The 3,196-nt window shown below is 62.5% G+C and carries 3 protein-coding genes; all 3 read left to right on the forward strand.

Going from position 1 to position 3,196, the window contains the following annotated elements:
* The first annotated feature begins 71 nt into the window (after positions 1–71).
* The 3 genes from AAIO73_RS20075 to AAIO73_RS20085 all read left to right on the forward strand — a co-directional run bounded on the left by AAIO73_RS20075 (position 72) and on the right by AAIO73_RS20085 (position 3,121).
* The gene (locus AAIO73_RS20075) at positions 72–1,355 is read left to right on the forward strand and encodes a glycoside hydrolase family 130 protein (protein WP_010408731.1); all 1,284 of its coding nucleotides are present in this window, start codon (positions 72–74) and stop codon (positions 1,353–1,355) included.
* A 411-nt stretch (positions 1,356–1,766) separates the two neighbouring features.
* Complete coding sequence (locus AAIO73_RS20080) at positions 1,767–1,988, forward strand: hypothetical protein (protein WP_010408734.1); 222 nt, start codon at positions 1,767–1,769, stop codon at positions 1,986–1,988.
* A 197-nt stretch (positions 1,989–2,185) separates the two neighbouring features.
* Positions 2,186–3,121 (forward strand): NAD(P)/FAD-dependent oxidoreductase, encoded by a 936-nt coding sequence (locus AAIO73_RS20085; RefSeq protein WP_016510913.1) that lies wholly within the window; start codon positions 2,186–2,188, stop codon positions 3,119–3,121.
* Positions 3,122–3,196 lie beyond the last annotated feature (75 nt).

Here is a 3,196-nt window from a genome sequence, read left to right on the forward strand (position 1 = left end):
ATGATTCCACGAGGATCCGCTTTGATGGCCAAGCCCGCCCATTCACATACCGCAATTCGAGAAAGCCAGACATGATCCAGCGCGCTAAGCTCCGTTTTCCTCATGTGACGCTACGGCCCGACCCGTCGCGTACCCTGGTCAGGCCGTTTGAGCCCGGCTATCCGCGAGGTTTCGACGCTGGCACGACCCGCACTCAGGAAACGGTCAATCTGATCCTGTCGCTCGGCGAGGCGGAGCTGACCCGTCAGCTGGAGGGCGTCACCGCGTCCCTGGATGAGAACCACCGCGACGTCGACACGATGCTGCGGCGGCGTTTTGACGAGGTCGCCGATCACTTCGACGGCGCCGATCGCTGCGACGATGCGCGACGCCGACTGATCGGAGCCTATTTCAGTCAGGAATACGCCTATGAGAGCGCGGCGTTGTTCAATCCCAGCGCCGTGCTGCATCCCGACCAAAGCGACGTTGGCGATGGCGAGGTTCGGTTTATCCTCTCGCTGCGCGGGATCGGCGAGGGCCATCTGTCTTCAGTTACCTTCCGTACGGGGCGGTGGAAGCCGGGCGGCACGCTGGTTGTGGACGATCCCAGCTCGGTGTCGATGCAGCCCATTATCGAGCGTGCCGATACAGACGACCTCGCCCGGCTTCGGTATGACGGCAGCGAGACCTTGTCGGAAACTGTGCTGTTTCCCGTGCTGCCTAGCCAACGCCAGGGGATCGAGGATCTCAGGCTGGTCCGCTTTGACGAAGGCGACGGCACATTCGCCTACCATGGTACATACACTGCGTTCAGCGGCGCGGAGGCGCGATCGGAGCTGCTGACCACGACCGACTTCAGAACGTTCGAGATGCGCGCGCTTACCGGCGATGCCTCATTGGGCAAGGGGATGGCGCTTTTTCCCCGTCGGATCGATGGCCTGTTCGCGATGCTCGGTCGCCAGGACAACAAGAACATCTGGCTACTGAGATCGGACGACATCCTCCACTGGGGCGGTGGCGCCAAGCTGATCGAGCCGCGGTATCCGTGGGAGTTTGTCCAGATGGGCAATTGCGGCTCACCGATCGAGGTGGACGAGGGCTGGCTCGTCTTGACGCACGGGGTTGGCACGGTGCGCAACTACTGCATCGGCGCCTGCCTGCTCGACAAAAACGACCCCTCGAAGCTTTTGGCGCGGACGCCTCGCCCGGTTCTGGCTCCCAGCCCTAAACAGCGCGACGGCTATGTTCCTAATGTCGTCTACAGCTGCGGCGCGCTCGTCGTCGGCCGCGATCTACTGCTCCCCTACGCAGTGGCGGACAGCTTCACCGCGTTCGCGACCACGACGGTCGACGATCTGCTCGCAGTGATGGAGTGATTGGGCGGCGTGCCTTGAGGGATTTCACCGCCGATTGCGTATTTAATAATATGAGCGGTTCTGGTGCGCCTGGTCAGTCGGTGGTTCCGGCCAGCGCCTGGATCCGCAGCAGCGTTTGAGGCGGTGCATGCGCCTTGCAGCCTTGGCGACTATCGTGATCCAGGCCCAAGCGATGGAGGCTTTCGCATGTCACCGCAGATTCTGAAGCTTTCGGCACTTTCCGGACTCGCAGCGGCGCTCGGCGGGTGCGCGACCTATGGGCCGCCCAGCCGTAACATCGGCTATTTCGCAGTGCCGTGTAATACGCCGGGAGCTTTCGTAGCGCAGCCCTTGTCAGCGCCGGACGCGCCTCCAGCCACGCCCGGTCCCGGGGGACCCGGCGGCCCAGCCGCGCAAAATGTGCAAGCTTGCATGATCGCGGTGCCCGCCCAAAATTTGGCATATAATGCGCGCTATCGGGGGGGCGGGGGCTATTACGATCCCTATTATGGCTATCCCGGCTATGGGTCGCCCTTCTATGGTTCGATTGGGATCGGCTTCGGACTTCACGGCGGTGGTTATGGACACGGTGGCAGCTTTGGCCATCGCGGCGGCTTCGGTCATGGTGGGGGCGGCGGTCATGGCGGCCACTGACGCGCCGATCTGTTCGAGCTTGTTCGTACGGGAAGCGTAGCCGCAGCGACACCATCCGACTTTGCTTGGATGACGACTGCCGGGCGTATTCGGGACAGGAATCATCCTACGCGACACCCGGCGTGTGAGGGACGAACGCCGTGCGCACGTAAATGTGAATAGAGCGCGCGCTAGAGCCGGCTTGGGAGAATGGCTTTATGCGTACAGCAGCTGACACGTCGACGTCGCAGGAAAACGTGGATTGCATCATCATCGGCGGTGGCCCCGCCGGACTGACGGCCGCGACCTATCTCGGGCGCTTTCTACGCAACTGTGTCGTCATCGACGCGGGAGCGGGGCGTGCGAGTTCGATTCCGCGGTCACACAATTTGCCGGGCTTTCCAGACGGGATTGGTGGTGCTGATCTGCTATCGCGGATGAAACGGCAAGCACAGGCTTACGGCGCGACGATCGAGCAGGGCAAGGTGGTTCGCCTGGCGATCGTCGAGGACGGGTTCTCCGTCGCGACGGAAACGACAAGCTGGCAAGGCCGTACCGTGATCTTGGCGACCGGCGTCCGAAATCACCGGCCTTCAATGCCTCAGGCGTCGCACGATGCTGCATTGGCGCGCGGCCTGATCCGCTATTGCCCGGTGTGCGACGCTTACGAAGCGAAGGGCGCCAATATCGCTGTGCTGGGCTGTGACGATCATGGTGCTGCCGAGGCCGAGTTCCTCCGCCCCTATGGCGCGCGGGTGACGCTGCTGGCGCAGCGCTCGCCCGAACTCTCCTGGCCGGATGAGGCGCGGCTTATTAGGCTCGGTGTCGACGTCATCAAGGAAGCGGTGAACCAGATATCGATCGAAGGCGATCAGATCGCGGTTCGACTGGCAGATGGGCGTCGCCTCTCGTTTGATACCCTGTATCCGGCACTTGGCTCCTCGCCGCATACGCAACTCGTCGCCGGGATCGGCGTGAAGCTTGGCGAAGGCGGCTGCGTTGTCACCGACGCCCATCAACAGACCTCGGTTAGCGGTTTGTACGCGGCTGGCGATGTCGTCGAAAGTCTCGATCAGATCAGCGTTGCAATGGGTCAGGCCGCGCAGGCAGCGACGGCGATTCACAACTCGCTCCGCGCCAGCGAGGACAAGTAAGCCGGTTGGAGCATCGACCGAAAATATAACATAAGTGCTCGCATCCCGATCCGGTTAAGTCTCGGGATGCGAACC

Origin of the sequence: Sphingomonas epibiotica, from assembly GCF_039615155.1 — a bacterium.
Taxonomy (GTDB): Bacteria; Pseudomonadota; Alphaproteobacteria; order Sphingomonadales; family Sphingomonadaceae; genus Sphingomonas.